We start from the raw sequence: 22839 nt of genomic DNA, 5'->3' as shown, positions 1-22839 counted from the left end.
CAATAGCTTATAGATTTTTGTGACTTACAAGCCGCCATCAGGCGGCTTGTTTATAGCGCTTATGTAATATTAAAACCCGCTTGATATAGGCCTGCGTTTCGGCGAACGGCGGCACGCCCTGGTGGCGCCTTACGTTACCTGGCCCGGCATTATAGGCGGCCAGGCTCAGGGTTAAGTCACCATTATATTGCTTTAGCAAACTGGCCAGATAGGTACTGCCTCCGAGAATATTTTGTTCCGGTGATAACGGATCTGCAATCCCCAGCATGGCTGCTGTTTCAGGCATTAGCTGCATTAAACCCATAGCACCACGCTTAGACAAGGCAGCAGCCTGAAACGCTGATTCTGCGTGAATCACAGCCCGGATCAGCGCGGGTTCGAGTTGCTGCTCCAGTGCCACTTTGTCAATAATCCGGTTGTACTGGCGGACAAACAATGGCGTTTTATGCCAGTTAACTGCTGAATCCGGGTCGCAGGCGAAACAATCAAAATGCAGTTGCTGATATGGCCTGTTTAGCGGCCGTCTGTCGGAAAACAACACGGTGCCATCTGCCTGACTGGATTTGAACACCGCAATACTTTTGGCTGCAGCAGTTTTAGCTGCTACCGGCTGAGCGCTTTGCTGGCTTTCTGGACTGAGTTTCAGCTGGCGCTTAGGCTTTGGATCAACATCTTTGTCCGTGTTCTGCTGTGTCGCGCAGGGTAATGGCAGGCACAGCAATAACAAGCACCAGCAGATTTTTGCTGTAAATGGTTGCAATTGCTTTTATCCATCTGATCTTAGATTGCCAGTAAAGCACTATGCCGGCTAAATCTCAAGCAAGTGATTCAGTCTGTCTGATCCTTTTTTAATTGTCTGCTCAGGAACAGTAACAGTAGCGCAACTGCAAGTATAACTGTTGGCAGACTGACTGCGCGCCACAGACTGAGATTAAGTTCCGGCAGCCAGAATGCGGCGGCTTGCAGTGCTTTATCCGCCAGTTGTGCGCCGTAGTAGCAAATAGCGACAAAAGACAGGCTTTCCACCACCTGTTGCAGTTTCAGTTGCTGCCGGGCTTTTTTGTCCATTGAGACCAGTAATTGCTGGTTTTGCTGCTCAAGTTTTAAGTTTATCCGGGTGCGCAGCAGTTCAGTAGAACGGCCAAGCCTTGCACTTAACGCCGTTTGCCTTGCCTGTACCGACTCACTGGTCCGAAATGCCGGGGTAAGTCTGCGCTCTGTAAAATCCTGCAGCGAAATTAAATCAGTAAGCGGCGTTTCGTCCAGGGCTTTTAGCCTGTCCTGAGTAAGTTGATAGTAAGCTGCAGTTGCCGCCAGTCTGGAGCTGGTTTCGGCAATCAAATGTTCGGTCTGGGCGGCAAGCTGGCTGATTTGATTAAGGAGTAGCTCATCGTTATCCCGCTCCTGCTCTATGCGTTGAGTCAGCCCGGATAATTGCTGCTCCAGATTGTTCAGTTTATGCAAAGCCTGGCGGGCAACCGGCCATCCCAACAGGGACAATTTACGGTAGTTACCCAGGTCAAACAACTGCTGGGCCAGCCTGCCAAGTCGGGCAGGGCTTAAGCCATAGTCCACCAGTAATAGTCTGCCTGCGCCCTCCGCATGCTTCTGAAAATCAGTCCAGATCCGCGCTTTTTCGTTCGCCAGCATGCTGCTGATGCAGGTTTCATCGTTGAAGTACCGGTTTATTTCTCCTTTGGCAGGCAGGGCAGCGGCCGGAATAACCGTCAGTTGCACTACCCGGAACACCTGGCCGGGCAATTCATCAAACCAGTCTCTGCTTGGCAGAAAACTAAGGGGGTCGTCGAATAGCGCCGGCGCTGTGCCGGGCAGAATAAAAGTATAGCTTGAAAACTCACCGTGCCTTTCCCAGCGCAGTGTGCCGGCAAATAACGATATATTAAGGTCCTGATCGGTTTCTTTCAAAAGGGCACCTTGCAGCTCAGCCTGCTGCTGCATCAGGCTGAATTCCAGTTGGCGTGACGCATTTGCAACAGTAAAGGTAAAATGGCATAAGCGACAGGGTGTGCTCAACGCCGGAAAAGTGCGTTGGCGAAGCTCTTTGTCCAATACATCGCGCAGCGGGTGATTTCTTAAGGTTAGCTTACTCATCATGTCGTCCTCAATCACAGAAAACCGGAAAGGCAATAAGTCGGTTACCTTAAACTAAGCAGATCCTGTGCCAGTTGGTATCTGGCTGGAACGCAACCGGCAGTTTGCGCTTAACTCTTTACAATGGTTTGAAATATCTGTGAAGGTTATATTCTGACGGTTTTTGTAGCGGCATTAATTCTGTACTAAAACGAAGCAGGCTGCTGCAAGATGGGGCAGTGTCAGGTAATATAACGCTCCCGCTTGATGAGCCGATCCGGACTGCTGCTATGGCGCGCACTGTTGATAAAACCTTATTGCTGGCAATTGGCTGTGTGCTGCTGGCCATGATCACTATTCAAAGCGGTGCCTCGCTGGCGAAGCAGCTTTTTCCGTTGATTGGGCCGGATGGCACGACTGCTTTGCGTCTGGGTTTCTCCGCCATAGTGCTGTGGCTGGTATTCCGGCCCTGGCGGGCGTTACCGAAGGGCCGTGACTGGCAGGCTATTATTGTGTACGGCCTTTGTTTAGGCGGCATGAATATCCTGTTTTATCTGGCGATAGCCCGTATTCCGCTGGGAATTGGTGTGGCATTGGAATTTACCGGGCCACTGGCCGTTGCTTTACTGGCATCCCGGCGTAAACGGGATTTATTCTGGGTTGCCTGCGCTTTTGCCGGTATCTTATTGTTACTGCCTGATATGCGTGGGGCTGATGCCCTTGATCCACTAGGGGTAGTACTGGCGCTGGCTGCCGGTGCCTGTTGGGCCGGCTATATTCTGTTTGGTAAAAAGACCGGCTCGCAGGCCTCCGGTGGTATTACGGTTGCGTTGGGGATGACGGTGGCGGCATTGGTTCTGGTGCCGGCAGGAGCAATAACCCAGGGCATGGCGCTATTAAGCTGGCAGGTATTACCGCTGGGTTTACTGGTTGGTATTTTATCCAGTGCGGTGCCCTATACCCTGGAAATGGTGGCGCTGCGTCATATGACTTCGCAGAATTTCAGTGTGTTTATGAGTATGGAGCCGGCTATCGCCGCTCTGGCAGGGTTGCTGTTTCTGGCTGAATTACTAACAGTGTGGCAGTGGCTGGCAATTTTACTGGTGATTGTGGCGTCACTGGGGAGCTCTTTAACCACCGGCAAGGCCAAACAAGCCCCACCGGTGATTACCGAACACTAACTTTAAAGCGCAAGTTACATTTTTGGCATTATCACGCTGTCCAGCACATGGATCACGCCATTACTGGTCTTAATATCGGTAGCGATAACTTCAGCGCCATTCACATAAACTTTGCCCATTTTAACTTCAATAGCCACATCCTGACCCTGCACTGTAGTAGCAGAATCCAGTTTAACAACATCGGCGGCCATCACTTTGCCGGCTACCACATGATAGGTTAATACGTTGCTTAATGCTGCTTTGTCAGCAAGCAGAGCATTTAAATCAGCAGCCGGCACTTTGGCAAAGGCTGCATCATTTGGAGCAAATACGGTGAAAGGGCCTTCACCTTTTAAGGTGTCAACTAAACCGGCTGCTTTAACAGCGGTTACCAGGGTAGTAAAGTCGCCGGCTGCAACGGCAGTGTCGACAATATCAGCCGATTTTTTATGATTGTGCGCTTGCACAGTCAGCATAAACGAAGCAAGCAACAGCGAACCGGTAAGTAATTGTGAGACTTTCATGATGTTTCCTTCTGTTACATTATTCAGGACAAAGTTGTCGTGGCTATTAACGGAGCTGCAGGGAAAAGCGATCAGTCTGGTCAAAAAAAAGCCTGTCAGCTTGTTCTGACAGGCTTTATTCAACGCTTAGCGTTTGCTTAGCTTTTAAGTGGCTCTGCTGTACCGGATGGTTCTGGTTGCAACTGATAATCCCTTGCTAACAGCAGGTACATTGCCGGTACCACATACAGGGTAAACAGCGTACCAATAGTCATACCACTGGCGATAACCAGGCCCATGGCGTAGCGGGAACCGGCGCCGGCGCCGGTTGCTATCAGTAATGGGATCATGGCCAGCACAGTCGCGGCGGTAGTCATTAAAATAGGCCGTAAGCGAATAGCGGTAGCCTCTTCAATAGCCTCACGCTTACTACGCCCGTCAACTTGCAGCTGGTTGGCAAATTCAACAATAAGAATACCGTGCTTGGCAATCAGACCCACCAGAGTCAGTAACCCCACCTGAGTATAAATATTGATACTGGTAAAGCCCAAACTGGTAAAAATCAGCGCGCCACAGACACTCATTGGTACCGTAACCATAATGATGACGGCATTTTTAAAGGATTCAAATTGTGCCGCCAGGATTAGAAAGATAACAATCAACGCAAAAAAGAACGTGATAACCAGTTGTTGTCCCTCGGCTTTAAACTGACGCGACTGACCGGCGTAATCAACACTGAACCCGGCCGGCATAACTTCAGCGGCGATCTGATCCAGTACTGCCAGCGCTTCTCCCAGCGGAACCCCGGGACGCGGCACCCCAGATATTTTCACCGCATTAAGCTGCTGAAAACCTTTTAATGCCTGCGGCTGGACCGACTCGGTCAGGGTCACTAACGCTGACATTGGCACCAGCTCACCATCACGGTTGCGGGTATAAAAGTCTTTAAGTTGCTCCGGGTTTAACCGTTCACTGCGTTCTACCTGCGGAATAACCCGGTACGAACGGTTATCCAGGGCAAAACGACCGGCGTCGGCACCCGACATTAAACTGCCTAAATCGGCGGCAATTTGCTGCATTGATACGCCCATCAGCGCGGCTTTCTCGCGATCCACCTGCACTGTCTGGCGGGGCCGGTTTATTTTTAAATCACTGTCGACAAAAATAAAGCGGCCAGAAGCCATAGCACGGCCCAGCATTTCCTGTACAACCTCTTGCAGGGCTGCAAAGGGTTGGGTTGAGCCGACGATAAACTCTACCGGAGTACCGCCGCCCGGCGACGGCAGTGAAGGGGGGATCAGGGCAAAACTGCTAATGCCCGGCAGTTCAGCCATAAAGGGTTGAATATTCTGCTCCAGCACTGCTGCGGTGGTACGTTCGCGCTGGTCCCATGGTGCCAGCACAAAGCCGGCAATGGCGTTGTTAGTGCTACCGGTTCCATTGATAATAAAGATATTTTTAATCTCTGGTGCGACATCGCTCAGCTTATTTAATTGGCTGGTATTCCTTTCCAGATAGTCCAGAGTAGCAAAACTGTCTGCCTCCAGAATTGAAAACACAAAGCCCTGATCTTCTGCCGGCTCAAGTTCAGACGGGCTGGTTACAAATAAAAAGTAACATGACACCAGCACGATAGCACCGAAAGTCAGCACCACCGGCAAATAATTAAGGGTGCCATGCAGTTGTCGCTGATAACCACTTCTTAACTTATCAAAACGTTGATCCAGCCAGTGCTCCAGAGAGTTTTCTGTCTGCTCGCCGCTCTGATGAGCCTTCAGTATGTAAGCGCACATTACCGGCGACAGGGTAAGGGCGACAACGCCCGATAAGATAACGGATGCCGCCAGAGTAAAAGCAAATTCGACAAACAGCACGCCGGTTAAGCCACCAACAAAGCCTATTGGTAAAAACACTGCAACCAGCGTGGTTGACATGGTGATAATAGGCCAGGCAAGCTCCCTGGCACCGAGTATGGCCGCCTCTGTCCGGGATTTCCCCTCTTCAATATGACGGTGAATGTTCTCCAGCATAATAATGGCATCGTCTACCACTATGCCAATCGCCAGTACCATGGCCAGCAAGGTAAGCAGGTTAATAGTAAAACCAAGCAGCAACATTAAAAAGAAGGTGCCAATGAGTGATACCGGTATCGCTACGGCAGGGATAATGACACTGCGAACCGACCCTAAAAAGGCATAGATCACCAGAATAACGATGACTAGCGCCAGCACAATTGAAATTACAACTTCGTCAATCGCATTTTCAATGTATTCGGTAGAGTCATACGGAATATTCGCATCCAGCCCTTCTGGCAGTTGCGGAATAATATCGCGATCCCACACGTCCCTGACTGCAGCAATAACATCTAATGCATTGGCATCAGGTGAAATTTCAATGCCCATAAAAGTTGCAGCCAGGCCGTTAAAGCTAACTGAGCTATCGTAACTTTCTGCCCCAAGTTCTACTGTTGCAACATCTTGTAAGCGCACCAGCGCGTTGCTATCGGCGCTTATTACTAATTCAGCGAATTGCTCTGCGCTGCGTAAATCGGTGGCAGCATTTAAATCTACTGCCACCATCTGGCCTTTAGTGCGGCCGAGGGCGGCAAGTACGTTATTGCTGCGCAGGGCGTTACTGATATCAGAGCCGGTAACACCAAATGCGGCCATTTTGGCCGGGTCCAGCCAGATCCGCATGGCAAAAGTGCGGGCCCCCAGAATTTCCGCCCGCTGTACACCAGGGATTGTCGCCAGCTGAGGCTCAATCACCCGCACCAGATAATCAGTAATCTGATTGTTACCCAGTACCTCTGAGTAAAACGACAGGTACATTGCTGCAGTGTCTTGACCTACTTTCAGAGATATCACCGGGTCGCGGGCATTTTCCGGCAGCTCAGAACGCACCTTATTAACCTGAGCAGCGATTTGGGTCAGCGCTTCATTTGGCTGATAATCGAGCCGCAAATAAGCTTCAATGGTACTGGAGCCAGCGACTGAAGTGGAAACCAGATAATCGATACCTTCTGCTGAGGCAATTTCCCGCTCCAGCGGTGTGGTAATAAAGCCCTGAACAAGGTCGGCATCAGCGCCGACGTAGACGGTATTAACCGTTACCACCGCATTCTGAATTTCCGGAAACTGCCGTACATTCATATCCATGATGGCCCGCAGGCCTAACAGAATAATAAACAGACTGACAACCGACGCCAGAATCGGCTTTTTAATAAAGACATCAGTAAAGCGCATTATGATAAATCCTTACTGGTTAGCCGGTTCTGGGGACGGGTCGGCAGTAGGCGATGCCTGTTCGTTATCACTGATCTGTACTTCGGCACCGTTGCGAAGTTTCAGTAAACCCGAAGTAGCCACCCTGTCGCCTGGAGTCAGGCCATCTGTTACGGCGATAACATCGCCTCTGCTCTGGCCGGTGCTTACAAATCTCTGGTGCGCAGTGAGCTTGCCATCATTGTCACGGATGACAAATACCGAGTTACCGTAAGGATTAAACTGAATGGCTGTTTGCGGTATCAGAGTAACTTCGCTACTCTCGCCTGTGTCCATCTGTACCCGGGCAAACATGCCAGGCCGCAGTTTATGTTCCGGATTGGCAAAGGTTGCCTGCACTTCAATACTGCGACTGGACTGGCGTACTGCCGGGGCAATAGCGGTAATTTCGCCAGTGAACTGCTGTCCGGTCCAGGCATCAACGCTGACCGTCAGTTGCTGGCCTTTACTGATGCTGGCAAGTTGCTGTTCAGGCAAGCTGAAATTAAGATAAATCGGATCAAGCGATTGCAATGACACCACATTGTCACCTGGTGATACCAGTTGGCCGAGGCTAACCTGACGAATACCGGTAATGCCATCAAAAGGAGCATGAATCGTTTTCTGGGCAATCCGCGCTTGCTGCGAGGCGACAGCAGCTCGGGCCTGCGCTGCTTCGCTCTCGCGGCGGCGGACATCCAGCTCTGAAACACCTTTATCCTTTAGCAATGTTTGCAGCCGGTTGAGTTCCAGTTCTGCCAGCTTGCTGGCGGCGCTAAGCCTGGTTAAGTCAGCCTGATCAACGCTGTCATCCAGTGTCAGCAATAATTGGCCGCGACGAACTTCACTGGCATTGTCAAACTGAATGCTGGTCACAATGCCGCTGGCTTCGGTAGACAGTTCGGTACTGTTAACTGCAGCAAAACTGCCAACAGCGCTGACATAGGGTTGCCATTGTGCTGTTGTTACTGTAGTTGCAGTAATGGTGGCTACCGGCATCGGCATGCTGTCAAAATACTGGTTCATAAAATAGTTGCCAACGGCCTTGTAGCCGAAAATACCGCCAAAAATCAGGCCAGCGATAATCAGCATCAGAAACATGCGCTTAAACATGGACTCTCCTTATCAAATATCAGGGCTAAGTATACCTTTTATTGCCACCGGCATTTGTGAAATTTAGTAACACTTTATTTGTAGACGTTTACCTGCCAGGGGCCGTTAGTATTACTCGTTTGCTGTTGCCGCGGTTTACTGGAAATAGCCGTTGAGCTGACAAATTTGTCAATAACTTACAGATACTGCGCTAAAACGTGATCTGGCATCAGGCAAGGTCCTGAAAAATTCGCTATAACTGTAGCGTAGCCAGACGATGATATTAATCCGCAAAGGAGTTCTTTTTATGACTATTGCCACCGTTGCTGAATTAATGACTGCTGACCCCCTTTGTGTGCAGCGCAGCGACAGTTTAAAAGATGCACACGATTTAATGCGCGAGAAGAATGTGCGACATATTCCGGTAATTGACGCTAATGGTGAGCTGGCGGGGATGCTAACCCAAAAAATAATGATAGCCAAAGTAATGGGCTTAATGGCTCAGTACGGTGCCGCAGCTCTGGAACGTAAAGAAAAGCAGGTGCTGGTCAGTGAGTTAATGGCCACTGATTTTGCAGCCATCACCGCTGAGCAGCCACTGACCGAAGTTGCTGACTATTTTGTTGCCAACCGCCATGGCTGCTTACCGGTTATTGACTCTGATAATAAGATTACCGGCATCCTGACGTCGTCAGATTTTGTCAGACTGGCCGCGCGTCTGCTGAAAGCCAGCACTCAGGGCTGAAACCAGCAACGCTGGTTTTTACCCCGACTTTTCGCCTGATACATTGCCGCATCTGCCTGGCGTAGCAGCAACTCAGCGGCGGTTTGTTCGCCGCTAAACAGCACCAGGCCTGTGCTGCTATTGCAACGATGAGTAAAGGTTCCCTGATGCTCAATGCTAAGGGGGTCGCTAATTGTAGCGGCTATTTTTGTCGCAATCTGTTCTGCACGTCGCCGGCAATGTGCTTTTGTTCTGGCAATTTCGTGTAACAGCACGATAAACTCATCACCGCCAAATCGACCTACTGTATCGGTTTCACGGACAACTTGCCTGATCCGCTTTGCCACTTCGAGTAGCACCAGATCGCCTGTTTTATGACCATACAAATCATTTACCGGTTTAAAATCGTCTAAATCAATAAACATCAGTACACAATAGTTTTTACTGCGTTTGCTGCTGACAATGGCATGTTGCAGCCGCTCTTCCAGTAACCGCCGGTTTGGCAAGCCGGTCAGGTCATCATAAAATGCCAGCCGGCGAATTTTTTCTGCTGACAAGCTACGCTCAATCGCCAGTTCCGCCAGCTGGCTATATTCGCTTATTTTCTGACGCTGACTGCTGCTGGGCTGGCAAGGTTTGTTGTGATACACCCCAAAGGTACCCAGTACCTTGCCTTCGGCGTTTTTTATCGGGTGCGACCAACAGGCCGCCAGATTGGCTGCCTGGGTTAGCGCCAGATAAGACTGCCAGTATGGATGGCTGTTAATATCTTCAACAATCACCGGCTCTCCGGTAAAAGCTGCGGTGCCACAGGAACCCTGACCAATGCCAATGGCCAGACCATCAACTGCCTGATTGTAAAAATCAGGCAGCGAGGGGGCGGCAGCATGTTGCAAAAACTGACCACTGGGGTCGAGTAATAATACCGAGCAGTGCATTTGTGGATGCAGTAATTCAATTTGCTGCACCATACAGGTCAGTATATCAGCCAGGCTGGCTCCCTGACTGATCATGCTGAGTATCAGGTTCTGCAACTGTAGTTCCTGAGTCCGTTCAGCAACCTGCTTGCCCACGGAGGAGATAGTACGGATATAACGCTGATTAGCCATACTAAGCTCAGCGATTTGCTGGGCCAGCGATGTGAGCAGGCTCAGTAGTGCCGGTAGTTTTTCTTCGGCCACTATGGGCACTTCAGCAATAGCGCTAAGATAAGTCTCTATGTCAAATCCCAGTTCTTTGGCTTGTCTGGTAAAGAAGCCGATATCAGGTTCGGAAAGAAAAAACTGGCCAATAAATAAATTAGCAACATGTACTTCGTCAATGATCAACGGACTTGAGCAATCTGTTAAGCCATTGCGGCACTTATACAACGCATAGTTACTGCCTTGTTGCAGCTGGCTTGCTAAGTCGGTATCACTTTCGGTGCAGCGTTGCCGGCTGTTTTCATTGGCCCGGTGAAACTGAATACAGGCCCGTTGCCATTTAGATGAGGCAAGTATTTTGCCGTCTAAGCCAACCAACGCTATAGCAATGCCCATCGCCTGCAAAATGTGATCAAACAGGCTGTTTAAACGGGAAAAATCAATTTCTGCCGCCAGAGAATGAGCGGTATTGTCGGGGTCCGAGCGCTGCGTGTTATTCCAGTCAGCGGCCAGAGGATCAAGCATTTGAATTAAGCTGGATTCTTTTTGCAAATACTTACTGTGTTTAGCCATGTCACTATTACTTTAGCCCTCGGGCTCAGACTTCACCAGTTTTCAGTATTTTTTAATGAAAAAAACCTCTGCCAGGCAGAGGTTTTTCTAAAAGATGCCAAAAAGGTAGCTAAGCATCAGCAGCAGTTAGTTAACACCGATTTCCTGCAACAGGGCCTTAGCATTATCCACCTGTTGCATTTGCCATAACATAAAGCGTAAATCCACCTGAATAGAACGGGTGTTCGCCGGGTTATAGTCCCAGTCAGAGATAATTGAATCCAGAGTGCCATCAAATGCCAGGCCAACAAATTCGCCCTTAGCGTTTAAAATGGCTGATCCTGAATTGCCACCGGTAATGTCCAGCGTAGCCAGGTAATTAACGGGTACCGAATTTAGCTCTGGTGCCAGATAGGGGCCGTAATTTTTAGCTTTTATTGCTGCAAGCTGCTCTGCCGGCGCGTTAAATTCACCTTCACCCGTTGCCTTGGCTGCAATACCACGCAATGTGGTGAATGGCGCCCAGGCATTACCGTCTTCATTACCATGGGCCCGGCCTGTTACATTGCCGTACGTTACCCGTAATGTGCTGTTGGCATCGGGATAAACAGCCTGACCTTTGTCCTGCATAAAGGCAATTTTTGCCCGCATATAACTGGCGTAGGCCTGCTGAATTTTACCGGCAAGCTCTTCGTCTTTGGCTTCCTGTTTTAAGTCAGATTTATAAAGGGCAACTGCCGCCATCACAAAGGGATCAGCGTTCTGAGTAAATTGGTCGGGGCTGGCATCAACTAATGCCTGGCGCTTGCTCAGGTCAGTTAAGCTGGTATTGGCATACCAGCTGTCGATCAGCGCGGTCAGTTCACTCTGACTCATATTGCCTTTAATACCAAGGGCGCTGTCAAACTCAGCATTGCGTTGTTTTTTGGGTAAGGCAACATATTTAGTCAGGTTATGTAAATCCAGTGCTTTTTCAACGCTGACGTCAAAGTTACGCTCCATACCAGCAACAAAGGCTTTGTAACGTGGAATATCACGTTGCTGATAGCCGGCTTTGCGCTCTGCATCAGGTTTGGTTCCCTCCTGTGACAAACGGTACAGCGAACGGGCAACATTCAACAGTCGTGGGGTGGCATTATTTAAAGCGTACTCAGCTCTTGATTGCCGATGCTGTTCGGCCAGTAGCTTCTCAATCGTGCCCAAATCTTTGGCATAAGCCTTTTTGTTGTCCTTGCTGCTGTTTACCCAGCTGGTCAGCGCCTGATGCTCTGCGGTTTTACGTTGCAAAAAATCACTTTGTGCGAAACTATCCAGCATGCCCTGACGGTTTTTCATGTAGTTATTTAAACCGGCAACCCGGCTGGCATATTTAAGCTCAGCGTCTTTATTAGTGGCTGTTACCCGAGCAATGATGGCCAGGGTATCTTTAAATTGCTGTACCGTATTCGGATAGCTCCATTCAAAGGTTTCACTCACTTCCGATGGCAGCCGATGCCGGTTAGTGCGGCCCGGGTAACCCAGCGCCATAACAAAATCGCCGTCCTGTAAGCCTTCACTGGCTAACTTCAGATAATGGTCCGGCTGATAAGGTACGTTATCAGCATGGTAATCCGCAGATTTACCATCCGGACTGACGTAGGCCCGTAAAAACCCATAGTCGCCGGTGTGACGAGGCCACATCCAGTTGTCTGTGTCGCCACCAAACTTGCCAACTCCCTCAGCAGGGGCGTGCACCAGCCTTACGTCTTTAATCTCAAGTTGTTTAATCAGGTAGTACTCGAGGCTGCCGTAATAAGCAGCAACCCGGCACCGATGGCCTTCATCCTGCTCGCACTGTGCAATCAGTGTTTTCTGATTCTGTTCAATTGCATCAATTCGTTTTTTACCGCTGAGCTTGGCAGTCGCCGCATCAATAACCTGTCCGGTAACGTTGTCTACTGCTTTGGTAACATAAACTCTGCTTCCCGGTGCAGCGGGCAATTCATCATTCATGTTTGATGCGAGAAAACCATTGGCCAGTAAATCGTTCTGCGGGGTGGAGTTGTGCGCGATGCTATTATAAATACAGTGATGATTAGTCACTACCAGCCCTTCAGGTGATACAAAGGATGCTGAACATCCACCCAGGCTGACGATGGCAGCCATTGGAAATTCGGTAAGCTGAGTCAGGTTTGCCGGATCGAGCTGTAAACCGGCTGCTTTTAATTCACTGGCAATATCAGGCAGCTGTTGCGGCATCCACATGCCCTCGTCAGCCATGGCAAAACTACTGGCCAGAGCCAGTATTAACAGAGATTTTTTCATAGTTGCTCTTACTTTTAGTTATAGCGCACAGTACGCGGATCGCCGTAATACTCACTGCCTGCTCTAAGCTTGTCAAGCCACCGGCACTTGCAGTCGGATAATTATCCGTTGATCATCCGGTTCTACGCGTCCGACTGTTGCTTTTGTTAATTTTCGAAATAAAAAGCATCAAAAAAGTAACGCCTTACTTAATTTGTGCTGGATCAAATAAAATTAACTAAAAGATATGCCTATTTTGTGGGTAATAGCCTAAGCTTGTTTTGGTTAGTACTGAAAAATAGCCAGTTGTTTCATACCGGTAATGTCGACATTTGTTGCTGATAGTTGAAATCAACCGTAAGTCCTGTTCAGTGAGGTAATAATGAGAAAAAGTTTATTAGCCCTGTCTCTTGCAGTCGCTTTCATTCCTGTTACTGCATATCCCAATACAACAATTAATGGTTTTGCTTCGATTAAAGCGGGTATGACTACCGGCAGCGATGAGCGATTATATGGTTATGACGATACCCTTGATTTCAAAAATGAGAGCCTGATAGCGCTACAGGTAAAATCTGATCTTGGTGACAAGTTATCGGTTACGGCGCAGTTGCTGGGGCGGGGGCGGGACGATTTTGATGTCGGCTTTGAATGGGCGTTTATCAGTTACGAGCTCAGTGACAATATGACGATTAATGCCGGCCGGCTGCGCACACCGTTTTATAAATACTCTGACTTTAAAGATGTTGGCTATGCCTACGACTGGTTACGGGTGCCGCAAGGTGTCTATGGGCTGGGGTTTGATACCATAGAGGGGCTGACCTTTTATCGTACGGCTCAGATTGGTAGTGTCGATTCAACCCTACAGCTGATTTTTGGCGGTTATGATGGCAATGCCAGTCTTAGCGGCGCCCAGGTTAGCGCGCAAATTGATAATGTAACCGGAATAACCTGGGAGCTGGCAAAAGATGCCTTCAGCGCCCGCTTTGCTTATTTAACAGGTAAAACCAGTATTGATACTTCACCGGTTACACTGGCACCGGGTTTTACTGTTGGCAATTTGTATCAGGCGCTGGCGGCAAATGGCCTGACGCCGTTGGTGACAGCCATCGATATTGATGATGAAAGCTCTAATTTTATCGGGGTTGGTCTGACGTACGATGATAGTGACTGGATCGCTGTTGCTGAATACACCAGAGTGGAAGTTGAAAATAGTTTTATTGCTACCCAGAAAAACTGGTATGTCTCACTGGGTAAACGCTTTGATGGCATTACGCCATACATTTCCTATGAGCGCGAAAATAATGATGCCGTAGTCAGCATCTATCAGCCTTATACAGGCGTATTACCACCACAATTGCTGGTGCCGGTGCAAGGGTTGGTAGCAAGTCAGGAACGGGATGCCAGCACCTGGAACCTGGGGGTTCGTTACGACTTTCATCCTTCGGCTGCGTTTAAAGCTCAGTATAGTTCTGAAGACAGTGACACTACCGGCCAGCGCAACGGTGTATTGGCATTCGGTATCGACTTGGTTTTTTAAGGAGCCTATATGTTAAGCAGATTCTTAGCCATTGTTTTACTGCTTGGTGGGTCAGTTACAGCAATACCGGCAATTGCTGACATTGCAGTAATTGTTAACCCGGCCAATTCTGTCACCCTGACCACGGATGAGTTAACCCGGTTGTATACCGGTCGCTCATCGGCACTCGCTGCAGTGAATATTGCCGAAAGCTCGCCTTTACGCAGTCAGTTTGATGAAAAAGGTGTTGGTCGCTCTTCCGCTCAGTTAAAGGCCCACTGGTCAAAACTGGTATTTACCGGCAAAGGAACTCCGCCGCCGGAACTTGCGACAGAGGCTGCGGTAATTGAACATGTAGCACAAAACCCGAACGCGGTTGGCTATGTTGATGTCGCCAGCGTAACAGATGCAGTAAAAGTGGTTCTTACCCTGAACTGACGGCGGCGTTGCTGTCAGTATGCTGGCGGGCAGAAAAGAGTATTGTTATGAAAAATATGTCGATAGTAATGAAGATTTGGTTGGTTATCGGGCTGGCGGTCATTGCATTTTCAACGGTAGTAGCGGTTAGCGTTTATTTTACCGCTAAAAATAACGCTACTACCCAGAGTATGCGGGATTACATGTATGAAACGTCGAAGCTGGCATCTCAGGTGCACTCAGGTTTTAACTCGCTGGATGAGTTTTTTACCCAGGCAGTAACCTTATCAGATCCCGATTTACTGGCGACAGCACAACAACATAGCAACAAGCTACAGCAAAACCTGAACCGTCTGAAAACCCTGAATCCTTCTCAGCAGAGTTTGTTGGATGAATTGCAGCGGGATGCAGCCGCCTACGCCACGCTGGCCGGTGGTATTGCCCAGCAATTTATTGACGGTAATGTTGATTTCGCCAAAATTCAGGCCAGTGTGGCGACCAAAACTGAACAGTTTGAGCGTCTGAACAGCCGGTTTGCTGAGTTTGAACAGCAGGCCGATGCGCGCTTTTCCCAGGCAATTGAAGATATGTCGGGCAATATGGATTTGGCTTTAACAGTGATTCTGGCACTTGGCAGTGTCCTGATCCTGTTAACTGCAGGGTTGGGGCATTTTATTGCCAGTAGGATTAGCAACTCAGCCCGCACACTTGGGGTATCACTGGCAGAACTTGCCAGTGGCAAAGGCAATCTGGGCAGCCGCTTGCCGGTAACTGGCAATGATGAGCTCGGTGTGGTAGCGAAACAATTTAATTTGTTTATTCAGATGCTGCAAACGTCGTTTAATGATCTGGCAAAAACGATAGAGCCGCTTAACCGCAGTGCTAAAGACCTGGCTTCAGGCATGAATAACATGGAGAAAATGACCCTGGAACAATCAGATAACTCTGAGACCGTCAGCCACAGCATGGCGGAGATGCAGTTATCGGTACAGGATATCAGCCAGTCTGCAAACGATGCAGCCAGCGGCGCCGGCAAAGCGAACGAACTGGCGAAACTGGGGTTGGATAAAACCAGTCACGCTGTGAAATACTCGCAGGGTTTATCTGATGAAATAAAACATGCTCAGGATGTGATTACTGAACTGGCGGAAAAAACCAAAAATGTGACTGACATTCTGAAAAGCATCAATGATATTGCCGATCAAACCAATTTACTGGCATTAAATGCCGCTATTGAAGCAGCCAGGGCAGGTGAGCACGGCCGGGGATTTTCGGTGGTCGCTGATGAAGTTCGTAACTTATCGTCTAAAACCGCCAAATCAGTCACCATGGTGCAGGAAGTCTTACGCCAACTGAATGATAATGTCAGTGGCGCGGTCAGTATCATGAGCCAGGCGGTAAGCAATGCCGAACATTCAGCCAGTCTTGCTGCTGATGCCGGCAGTTCAATTGAGCAAATTAATCAGGAAGTGCAGCAAATCAGTATGTTAAATGCCCAGATTGCTGCAGCTACTGAACAACAAACGATGGTTGCCGAGCAAATCGCCAGTAATACCGCTAAAATGATAGGTTCATTTGCCCAAACCAAGAGCTTGCAGTTGAGTGTGCATGGTATATCAGACGATTTGCGGGTACTTTCTGAATCGCTGGTAACTGTCAGCTCAAAATTTGAGACCTGATTTTAAAGCAACCCAGGTTGCAGTGAGGAAACACCATGAGTTCATTAATGAGTTCGGTTGACCAGAGAACCAATATTGTTGGTCAGAACCGTCTGGAATTACTGATTTTCCGTTTAACCGGGCAGCAACCCTATGGCATAAACGTGTTTAAAGTGCGGGAAGTTATTCAATGCCCGCAATTGACAGATATGCCGGGGGCAAATGCTCATGTCCGGGGTATTGCTCATTTGCGCGGTACACCGGTTACGGTTATCGATTTAAGTAAAGCCACCGGTGGTAAGTCTATCGAGGATCTGAGTAAAGCGTATATCCTGGTGACTGAGTATAACCGCACCACTCAGGGCTTTCTGGTTGGTGGTATTGATCGCATCGTTAATATTAACTGGGAGCAAATTTTGCCTCCGCCAAAAGGAGCAGGGCGCAGTCACTATCTGACCGCGGTAACCCAGCTTGACGATAAACTGGTGCAGATTTTAGATGTAGAAAAAGTATTTGCTGAAATCTCTCCTCCTGATGAGGAAGTTAGTGAAACGATTAAGCAGCGTAAATCAGAACGTGATTTATCTACGTTGACTGTGCTGGTTGCTGATGACTCGGCAGTTGCTCGTAATCAGGTAAAACGGGCGCTAAGTTCAATTGGCATTAATGTTGAGCTGGTAAATGATGGCCGGTCGGCGCTGGATTGGTTGACAGCCAAAGCTGAAGAGTTAGGCGGTGACATCTCCGATCAGGTACCGCTGCTGATTTCTGATATAGAAATGCCGGAGATGGATGGCTATACCCTGACTGCCGAGGTTAAAGCCCATGAGCATCTGAAAAATGTCCATATTGTGCTGCATTCATCACTCAGCGGGGTATTTAACGAGGCAATGGTGAAAAAGGTTGGCGCCGATCAGTTTATCGCCAAGTTTCACCCCGACGAACTGGCTTCTGCTGTACAGCACTGGATGTCGATAGATTAAGTAAGATTGACAGGGTAGGGCAATTGCAGCGCTACCCTGCAGCGCTTATTTATGCCGTTGTTGTAATACCTGGATGACATCATTCAGTTCTAATTTCTGGCTGCGCAGCAGTACCAGCAGGTGAAAGATTAGATCGGCCGCTTCATTTGCCAGCTCTTCCCGGTCACCGGCCATTGCCGCCAGCGCCGATTCCACACCCTCTTCACCGACTTTCTGAGCGATTCGTTTTACCCCTTTAGCAAACAGGCTGGCTGTATAGCTGCTGACCGGATCCGCCCCTTCACGGCTTTTAATAACCTGCTCTAAATCATATAAAAAGCTCAGTTGCGGGCTATTGGCCTTATTGTCGTGCCAGCAGGTTTCTGTGCCAACATGGCAGGTAGGGCCCTCTGGCTGGGCCAGCACTAAAATGCTATCGCTATCGCAGTCGCTGGCAATACTGACCAGTTGCAACGTATTGCCGGAACTTTCGCCCTTGGTCCACAGCCGCTGTTTGCTGCGACTGAAAAAAGTAACCAGGCCGCTTTGCAAGGTATGTTCAAGTGCTTGCGGGTTCATATAGCCCTGCATCAGTACTTTACCGGAAATGGCGTGTTGCACTATTGCCGGTAGTAACTGGTTTTCGGACCAGCTAAGCTGGCTGATTTGTTGTTCGTTCATAAGTTCTCTCTACGGCCGGATGCTGACGCCATCGGCAATCAATTTCGCTTTCAACGCGGCAATCTCAATAATCGCTTTGTGAAATACACTGGCTGCCAACGCGCCGTCGACATCAGCTTGCTGAAACACCTGAGTAAAATGTTCCATAGTACCGGCTCCACCACTGGCAATTAATGGTACATTGCAGACATCACGAATACTTTTTAACTGGGCAATATCATAACCCTGGCGCACGCCGTCCTGATTCATGCAATTTAGCACAATTTCGCCGGCGCCCCGCGCCTGGACTTCTGCCACCCAATCTCGGGTAAGCCAGCGGGTTTTCTGGGTCCGGCTCTCATCGCCGGTAAACTGATATACCTGGTACTGGCCTGAAGCGACATCAAAAAAACTGTCGATGCCAACGACGACACATTGCTGGCCAAATACATGATTAAGCTCACTAATCAGTTCAGGCCGGGCCAGAGCAGGGCTGTTTACTGATACTTTATCAGCCCCCATTTCCAAAATTTTGCCGGCATCGACCACACTTTTAATGCCGCCTGCAACACAAAACGGGATATCAATTACTTCAGCAATTCGCCGCACCCAGCTTTTATCCACCACCCGGCCATCGCTCGAGGCAGTAATATCGTAGAACACCAGTTCATCAGCGCCGGCTTCGGCGTAGCGTTGAGCTAAAGGTACAATATCACCGATAATTTCATGATTACGAAACTGGACGCCTTTAACCACCTTGCCATCACGCACATCTAAACAGGGAATTAACCGTTTTGCCAGCATGCTATGGCCTCCTTCAGGGTAAACTTACCTTCCAGTAACGAGCGACCCAAAATCACCCCGGCCACGCCACTACCGGTTAAGGCCTTAATATCAGCTAATGAGCCAATACCGCCTGAAGCCTGCCACTGAATTTGCGGGTAATGGACGGTCAGCTCGCGGTATAACGCGACGTTTGAGCCACTCAGGGTGCCATCACGGCTGATATCGGTGCAAAGTACATGCTTAGCACCTGCGGCAATGTAATCGTCCAGCACCTGTTCTAAAGTAATATTGGATTGTTCAATCCAGCCGTGCGAGGGCAGGGTTTTCTGCCCTTTGTCATTAATTGCTACATCAAGTGCCAGCACTATCTGCTCGCCACCGTACTTACTGATCCAGCCCTGCACCAGCTCTGGCTCACGAATGGCCAGGCTGCCAATGACTACCCTTCCGGCACCGGCGTCGAGTAAATCAATCACATCCTGCTCAGAGCGCACGCCGCCACCGACCTGAATATGCAGCGGTGATGCTGTCATCAGCTCTGTCAGCAGAGTAAGTTGACGCTTGCTGGCATCTTTAGCACCTGATAAGTCGACAATATGCAGCCAGTCACTGCCATCCTGGGCATACTGATTACGTAAGCTGACCGGGCTGTACTGGTATTCAGTGGTGCTGTCGTAGCGCCCCTGATACAGGCGTACCACAGTACCGTCTATTAAATCTATTGCCGGGATAATCACAATTGCCACTCCAGAAAATTCTGTAATAAGCGGGCGCCGGTTTTACCGGAGCGCTCCGGGTGAAACTGCGCACCTGCCACATTATCTTTGCCAATAACTGCAGCAAAATCGCTACCATAGTTAGCCAGTGCCAGGGCATGCTCGCCGGGTGCAACCGCAAAACTATGGACAAAGTACACGTAGTCACTGCAGCTAAATCCGCTCAGCAGCGGATGACTGCTGATATTATGCAGAGTATTCCAGCCCATATGCGGTAAGCGTAAGCCAGCACTTTCCATCGGCAGGACCCGGCCTGGGATCAGGTTTAAACACGGCACGTCACCTTCCATACTGTGGCTGGTTAACATTTGCATGCCTAAACATATACCCAACAGTGGTTGTTGCAGGCTTTGCAGGGTTTCAATAAGCTCACCATGTTGCAGTTGCGCCATGGCATTGTGGGCAGTGCCTACACCCGGCAACACCACTTTATCGGCGGCTTTAATTACTGCCGCATCACGGCTGATCGTCGCCTCAACCGCAAGCCGTTTAAAGGCAAAATAAACCGAGCTGATATTGGCGCAGCCGGTATCGACAATCACCAACTGCATTACAATACTCCTTTAGAGCTTGGCAATGCTTCACCAGAAATGGTAATAGCCTGACGTAACGCCCGGCCAAAGGCTTTAAACAGTCCTTCTACCATATGGTGTTTGTTGCCGTCAGTAATGGATAAGTGCAGGCTGATTAGCATCGCATCGCTTAGTGAGCGGAAAAAGTGAGGTACCATTTCCAGGTTCAGGCCACCGACACTGCCTTCACCTAAATTGGCATCGAATTTAAACAACGGCCGGCCGGATAAATCCAGCACGCATTCAGCCCGGCACTCGTCCATAGGCAGCACAAAACCAAAACGGTTAATTCCACGCTTGTTGCCAAGTGCCTGCTTCAACGCCTGACCCAATGCCAGTGCCGTGTCTTCAACACTGTGGTGATCATCAATATGCAGGTCGCCTGCAACTTTTACCTGTAGCGAAAAACCGCCGTGAGTGGCGATTTGCTCCAGCATATGGTCAAAAAAACCAACCCCGGTATTAAAGCTGTTGTTGCCACTGCTATCCAGATCAACGCTGATTTCAATATCGGTTTCGCGGGTTGTCCGGCGCACGGTGGCCTGCCGGCCGCGGCTGAGCAGGCGATTGGTTATCTCGGGCCAGCCCAGGGTATCGCGGTTATACAAAAATGAGGGCAGGCCCATATTGTCAGCCAGTTGTACATCGGTTTGCCGGTCACCAATCACAAATGAATTGGTAAAATCAACCTTACCCTGCTGCAGGTAGTCTTTTACCAGCCCCAGTTTTGGTTTGCGGCAGCTGCAGTTATCCTTTTCGAAATGGGGGCAAATCAGCACATCAGCAAATTTAATGCCTTGTGAGGTTAACAACTGCATCATTTTTTCATGTGGTGCATCGAACGTATCACGGGGAAAGCTGCTGGTACCCAGGCCATCCTGATTGGTTACCATCACCAACTGGTAACCAGCTGCCTGTAGTTTTAGCAGCGCTGGCACCAGGCCGGGTTCATAAGCCAGCTTTTCCAGACTATCAAGCTGCTTGTCTACCGGCGGCTCTTCCACCATGGTGCCGTCGCGGTCAATAAATAAAATAGGCAGGCCACTCATGCGCGTTCTCTCTTTTGTTGGTTCTTTGAAACATTATTGTCAGCTGCAAAGTACTGCTGCATTGCTGCGCTCAGGCGCTGCATGTCATCCGGGCTGCCAATCGAAACCCGTACTACCTGCGACAGCCCCAGCTGACTGGACTGATTACGAATTAGAATGTCAGCCTTAATCAGCGCAGCGACACAGTCTGCCGCATCGGCAACCTGCAACAATACGTAGTTGGCATTACTTGGCCAGATTTTCTGTACGCCCGGCCAGTGCGCTGCCATGGTAATAAAGTCGCTTCGCAGCTGATTAATGCTGGCAACGCTTTGCTGCATTTGTGCTATGCCTGAGGCTGATAACGCCTGGGCTGCAATTTGCGCTACCGGTTCTGCGATAGGATAGGGCGCTATCATTTTCTTCAGTGCATTAATTATCTGTGGTGCGGCCAGGGTAAAGCCACAGCGTAGTCCTGCCAGGCCAAAGGCTTTGGACAGGGTGCGCAGCACCACTAGATGCGGGTGCTGACTAAGTAACGGCACCACAGATGCTTCAGGGGCAAATTCAATATAAGCCTCATCCACCACCACTAACGCTTTGCCTTTGAAATGCTCCAGTACCGCAATGATCTGTTGGCGGGGGATCAGATCACCGGTCGGGTTATTCGGGCTGCAGATAAAAACCAGTTTTGGCTTAGTCGCAAAAATGCCGTCCAGATCGAGCTGCTCGTTATCAAGCAGCACTTTATTTACCGACGTCTGATTACTTTCGGCACTTATCGCATACATGCCATAGGTGGGGGGGCAAATGGTAATGCTGTCAGTTTTTGGCTCGCAAAAGCTGCGGATCAACAGTTCAATGCCCTCGTCAGCACCGCGGCTTACCAGCACCTGGTCGGCGCTCACTCCGGCATAGGCCGCATAGGCATTAATGACTGCTTTGGGCTGGCATGACGGGTAACGGTTAAAGGTACCATCAAGCTGATAGGCCGGTGCCAGCGCGTTTTCGTTGGCATTAAGCCATACACCACCGCCACTCATGCTGCTGCGGGCTGAGGCATAAGGCACCAGGTCTTTAACCAGTTGCCGCGCCAGGCTGTTTACCTCAGAAACGGTTAGCTCAGACATGCTTTATCTCCGCCAGTATTGTTGTCATTTGTTATGTTGTTGCTAAGTGCTGCCAGGCGCAAACGCACTGCGTTAGCATGTGCTTCTAGGCTTTCTGCTTCAGCCAGCGTGACAATAGCAGGGCCAATATTACGCATTCCTGCGGCTGATAACTGTTGTACGGTGTACCGGCGATAAAAATCAGTTAATGACAAACTGGAAACGGTTTTGCTGTAACCATAAGTAGGCAGCACATGGTTAGTGCCACTGGCATAATCGCCAGCCGATTCCGGGGTCCATTGGCCAACAAAAATGCTGGCTGCGCTATTGAACTGGTCAATCAACTGCTCATCGTGCGCCGTTTGCACAATTAAATGCTCTGGTGCATAGGCATTAGTAACTGCAACCGCCTCATTAAGATCTTTCGTCAAAATATACCGGCTATGACTGAGTGCCGCCCGGGCGATAGGCTGACGCGGTAATTCAGCCAGTTGTCTGGCAACTTCCTGCTGCACGGCGTCAATTAAATCGGCACTATTACTAAC

General features: G+C 49.5%; 20 protein-coding genes. 6 read left to right on the top strand and 14 right to left on the bottom strand.

All coding sequences use genetic code 11. From position 1 onward, the window contains the following. Positions 1-37: 37 nt before the first annotated feature. Both KQY15_RS06850 and KQY15_RS06845 read right to left on the bottom strand, forming a co-directional pair. Positions 38-760, bottom strand: a complete 723-nt coding sequence (locus KQY15_RS06850; RefSeq protein WP_217668436.1) for a lytic transglycosylase domain-containing protein — start codon at positions 758-760, stop codon at positions 38-40. 68 nt (positions 761-828) lie between these two features. Then, positions 829-2112 (bottom strand): DUF3422 family protein, encoded by a 1284-nt coding sequence (locus KQY15_RS06845; RefSeq protein ID WP_217668435.1) that lies wholly within the window; start codon positions 2110-2112, stop codon positions 829-831. Between the two features lie 269 nt (positions 2113-2381). Between KQY15_RS06845 and KQY15_RS06840 the strand changes: the two genes are divergently transcribed. Then, on the top strand, positions 2382-3272 hold the full coding sequence (locus KQY15_RS06840) for an EamA family transporter (RefSeq protein WP_217668434.1): 891 nt from the start codon (positions 2382-2384) through the stop codon (positions 3270-3272). 14 nt (positions 3273-3286) lie between these two features. On the opposite strand, the gene KQY15_RS06835 is transcribed toward KQY15_RS06840, so the two are convergent. The 3 genes from KQY15_RS06835 to KQY15_RS06825 all read right to left on the bottom strand — a co-directional run bounded on the left by KQY15_RS06835 (position 3287) and on the right by KQY15_RS06825 (position 8130). Further along, positions 3287-3775 (bottom strand): fasciclin domain-containing protein, encoded by a 489-nt coding sequence (locus KQY15_RS06835; RefSeq protein WP_254795484.1) that lies wholly within the window; start codon positions 3773-3775, stop codon positions 3287-3289. A gap of 137 nt (positions 3776-3912) precedes the next feature. Further along, on the bottom strand, positions 3913-6999 hold the full coding sequence (locus tag KQY15_RS06830) for an efflux RND transporter permease subunit (RefSeq protein ID WP_217668433.1): 3087 nt from the start codon (positions 6997-6999) through the stop codon (positions 3913-3915). Between the two features lie 12 nt (positions 7000-7011). After that, entirely contained in the window at positions 7012-8130 is a 1119-nt protein-coding gene (locus KQY15_RS06825; protein ID WP_217668432.1) for an efflux RND transporter periplasmic adaptor subunit, read from the bottom strand. Positions 8131-8416: 286 nt separating this feature from the next. Between KQY15_RS06825 and KQY15_RS06820 the strand changes: the two genes are divergently transcribed. Then, on the top strand, positions 8417-8854 hold the full coding sequence (locus KQY15_RS06820; protein ID WP_217668431.1) for a CBS domain-containing protein: 438 nt from the start codon (positions 8417-8419) through the stop codon (positions 8852-8854). Here KQY15_RS06820 and KQY15_RS06815 read toward each other — a convergent pair. Both KQY15_RS06815 and KQY15_RS06810 read right to left on the bottom strand, forming a co-directional pair. Beyond that, on the bottom strand, positions 8845-10548 hold the full coding sequence (locus KQY15_RS06815) for a PocR ligand-binding domain-containing protein (protein WP_217668430.1): 1704 nt from the start codon (positions 10546-10548) through the stop codon (positions 8845-8847). The two genes, KQY15_RS06820 and KQY15_RS06815, sit on opposite strands and share 10 nt — an antisense overlap. 126 nt (positions 10549-10674) lie before the next feature. After that, entirely contained in the window at positions 10675-12831 is a 2157-nt protein-coding gene (locus tag KQY15_RS06810) for a S46 family peptidase (RefSeq protein WP_217668429.1), read from the bottom strand. Between the two features lie 361 nt (positions 12832-13192). Here KQY15_RS06810 and KQY15_RS06805 point away from each other — a divergent pair, with 361 nt between their 5' ends. From KQY15_RS06805 to KQY15_RS06790, 4 genes are read left to right on the top strand one after another with little or no spacing between them, the layout of a single operon-like run. After that, complete coding sequence (locus KQY15_RS06805) at positions 13193-14347, top strand: porin (RefSeq protein WP_254795483.1); 1155 nt, start codon at positions 13193-13195, stop codon at positions 14345-14347. Positions 14348-14356: 9 nt separating this feature from the next. Then, on the top strand, positions 14357-14764 hold the full coding sequence (locus tag KQY15_RS06800; RefSeq protein WP_217668428.1) for a type 2 periplasmic-binding domain-containing protein: 408 nt from the start codon (positions 14357-14359) through the stop codon (positions 14762-14764). Positions 14765-14811: 47 nt separating this feature from the next. Next, a complete protein-coding gene (locus KQY15_RS06795) occupies positions 14812-16422 on the top strand; it encodes a methyl-accepting chemotaxis protein (protein WP_217668427.1) in 1611 nt (536 codons plus the stop codon). Positions 16423-16457: 35 nt separating this feature from the next. Next, positions 16458-17384, top strand: a complete 927-nt coding sequence (locus tag KQY15_RS06790; protein WP_217668426.1) for a chemotaxis protein CheV — start codon at positions 16458-16460, stop codon at positions 17382-17384. 45 nt (positions 17385-17429) lie between these two features. Here KQY15_RS06790 and hisIE read toward each other — a convergent pair whose 3' ends face one another. The 7 genes from hisIE to KQY15_RS19010 all read right to left on the bottom strand — a co-directional run. Beyond that, on the bottom strand, positions 17430-18044 hold the full coding sequence (hisIE, locus tag KQY15_RS06785; protein ID WP_217668425.1) for a bifunctional phosphoribosyl-AMP cyclohydrolase/phosphoribosyl-ATP diphosphatase HisIE: 615 nt from the start codon (positions 18042-18044) through the stop codon (positions 17430-17432). A 9-nt stretch (positions 18045-18053) separates the two neighbouring features. Continuing rightward, positions 18054-18827, bottom strand: coding sequence for an imidazole glycerol phosphate synthase subunit HisF (gene hisF / locus KQY15_RS06780; protein WP_217668424.1), 774 nt, complete (start codon positions 18825-18827; stop codon positions 18054-18056). Beyond that, positions 18809-19555 carry a 1-(5-phosphoribosyl)-5-[(5-phosphoribosylamino)methylideneamino]imidazole-4-carboxamide isomerase gene (gene hisA / locus KQY15_RS06775; RefSeq protein WP_308160228.1) on the bottom strand — a complete coding sequence of 249 codons (747 nt, stop codon included), beginning with the start codon at positions 19553-19555 and terminating at the stop codon, positions 18809-18811. Before hisA ends, hisF begins: the two co-directional genes overlap by 19 nt. Further along, positions 19543-20136: an imidazole glycerol phosphate synthase subunit HisH gene (gene hisH / locus KQY15_RS06770; protein WP_217668423.1), complete on the bottom strand. Its 594-nt coding sequence runs from the start codon at positions 20134-20136 to the stop codon at positions 19543-19545. Before hisH ends, hisA begins: the two co-directional genes overlap by 13 nt. Then, positions 20136-21206, bottom strand: a complete 1071-nt coding sequence (hisB, locus tag KQY15_RS06765; protein ID WP_217668422.1) for a bifunctional histidinol-phosphatase/imidazoleglycerol-phosphate dehydratase HisB — start codon at positions 21204-21206, stop codon at positions 20136-20138. Before hisB ends, hisH begins: the two co-directional genes overlap by 1 nt. Continuing rightward, positions 21203-22315: a histidinol-phosphate transaminase gene (gene hisC, locus KQY15_RS06760; RefSeq protein WP_217668421.1), complete on the bottom strand. Its 1113-nt coding sequence runs from the start codon at positions 22313-22315 to the stop codon at positions 21203-21205. Before hisC ends, hisB begins: the two co-directional genes overlap by 4 nt. Continuing rightward, positions 22303-22839 (bottom strand): histidinol dehydrogenase (locus KQY15_RS19010; RefSeq protein ID WP_254795481.1); only part of this gene is annotated, 537 nt, incomplete at its 5' end. The genes KQY15_RS19010 and hisC, both read right to left, overlap by 13 nt.

Origin of the sequence: Arsukibacterium indicum (assembly GCF_019100565.1) — a bacterium.
Lineage (GTDB): Bacteria > Pseudomonadota > Gammaproteobacteria > Enterobacterales > Alteromonadaceae > Alishewanella > Alishewanella indicum.
The sequence above is the reverse complement of the archived record's forward strand: the minus strand, read 5'-3'. Positions and strand labels throughout refer to the sequence as shown.

Coding starts and splice junctions, on each gene's coding strand:
- KQY15_RS06800 (WP_217668428.1), top strand. CDS start 14,357: ATGTTAAGCAGATTCTTAGCCATTGTTTTACTGCTTGGTGGGTCAGTT.
- KQY15_RS06820 (WP_217668431.1), top strand. CDS start 8,417: ATGACTATTGCCACCGTTGCTGAATTAATGACTGCTGACCCCCTTTGT.
- KQY15_RS06840 (WP_217668434.1), top strand. CDS start 2,382: ATGGCGCGCACTGTTGATAAAACCTTATTGCTGGCAATTGGCTGTGTG.
- hisH (WP_217668423.1), bottom strand. CDS start 20,136: ATGCAGTTGGTGATTGTCGATACCGGCTGCGCCAATATCAGCTCGGTT.
- hisIE (WP_217668425.1), bottom strand. CDS start 18,044: ATGAACGAACAACAAATCAGCCAGCTTAGCTGGTCCGAAAACCAGTTA.
- KQY15_RS06825 (WP_217668432.1), bottom strand. CDS start 8,130: ATGTTTAAGCGCATGTTTCTGATGCTGATTATCGCTGGCCTGATTTTT.
- KQY15_RS06815 (WP_217668430.1), bottom strand. CDS start 10,548: ATGGCTAAACACAGTAAGTATTTGCAAAAAGAATCCAGCTTAATTCAA.
- hisB (WP_217668422.1), bottom strand. CDS start 21,206: ATGAGTGGCCTGCCTATTTTATTTATTGACCGCGACGGCACCATGGTG.
- hisF (WP_217668424.1), bottom strand. CDS start 18,827: ATGCTGGCAAAACGGTTAATTCCCTGTTTAGATGTGCGTGATGGCAAG.
- KQY15_RS06830 (WP_217668433.1), bottom strand. CDS start 6,999: ATGCGCTTTACTGATGTCTTTATTAAAAAGCCGATTCTGGCGTCGGTT.
- KQY15_RS06810 (WP_217668429.1), bottom strand. CDS start 12,831: ATGAAAAAATCTCTGTTAATACTGGCTCTGGCCAGTAGTTTTGCCATG.
- KQY15_RS06845 (WP_217668435.1), bottom strand. CDS start 2,112: ATGAGTAAGCTAACCTTAAGAAATCACCCGCTGCGCGATGTATTGGAC.
- KQY15_RS06805 (WP_254795483.1), top strand. CDS start 13,193: ATGAGAAAAAGTTTATTAGCCCTGTCTCTTGCAGTCGCTTTCATTCCT.
- KQY15_RS06835 (WP_254795484.1), bottom strand. CDS start 3,775: ATGAAAGTCTCACAATTACTTACCGGTTCGCTGTTGCTTGCTTCGTTT.
- KQY15_RS06790 (WP_217668426.1), top strand. CDS start 16,458: ATGAGTTCATTAATGAGTTCGGTTGACCAGAGAACCAATATTGTTGGT.
- KQY15_RS06795 (WP_217668427.1), top strand. CDS start 14,812: ATGAAAAATATGTCGATAGTAATGAAGATTTGGTTGGTTATCGGGCTG.
- hisC (WP_217668421.1), bottom strand. CDS start 22,315: ATGTCTGAGCTAACCGTTTCTGAGGTAAACAGCCTGGCGCGGCAACTG.